A 473-nucleotide genomic window follows, 5' to 3' on the forward strand; every position below is an offset into this window, starting at 1 on the left:
ATTCAGCAAGTAAAATATTTTTAAAAGGATTAGGACTGTCAGTTCTACCCAAACTATTCCAATTGACAACTAACGTATGCTTGCCTCCAAGTGTACCTCCAACAAGAGTAGTAAACCCTAGAATGCCACCTGTGTGTCCCCATATCGAGACACCGCTTGGAAGCTTAGTTTCATAGATTCCAAGACCATATCCATCGATTCCTTCTCTTCCTGTAGGAACTGTAGTAAGCATTTGTTTTAGTTGTTGTTCTTTCAGTAATTTACCACCGAGCAAGTAAGAGAAGAATTTGTTTAAGTCGTCAGCAGTAGAAATCATATCTCCAGCAGAGCTACCTGCACTTGGGTTATAATAAGTAACGTCTTTTAGCTCACTTGCTCCGTCTGGTTGGTCATATCCACGGGCATGGTTAGTGCCTGGAATAACGCTTGAATTGCCAGGTAGGAATGTATTCGACAATTCAAGTGGTTCAATA

1 protein-coding gene is annotated in these 473 nt (G+C 40.8%); it reads right to left on the reverse strand.

The window, feature by feature from the left end; translation table 11 throughout:
- Window positions 1-473, reverse strand: a 473-nt coding sequence (locus tag GFJ36_RS29775; protein WP_242016013.1) for a serine hydrolase domain-containing protein, incomplete at both ends; no start/stop codon positions are given.

The sequence above is a fragment of the Bacillus sp. EE-W1 genome, assembly GCF_009760835.1.
In the GTDB taxonomy this organism is placed as follows: Bacteria; Bacillota; Bacilli; order Bacillales; family Bacillaceae_G; genus Bacillus_A; species Bacillus_A wiedmannii.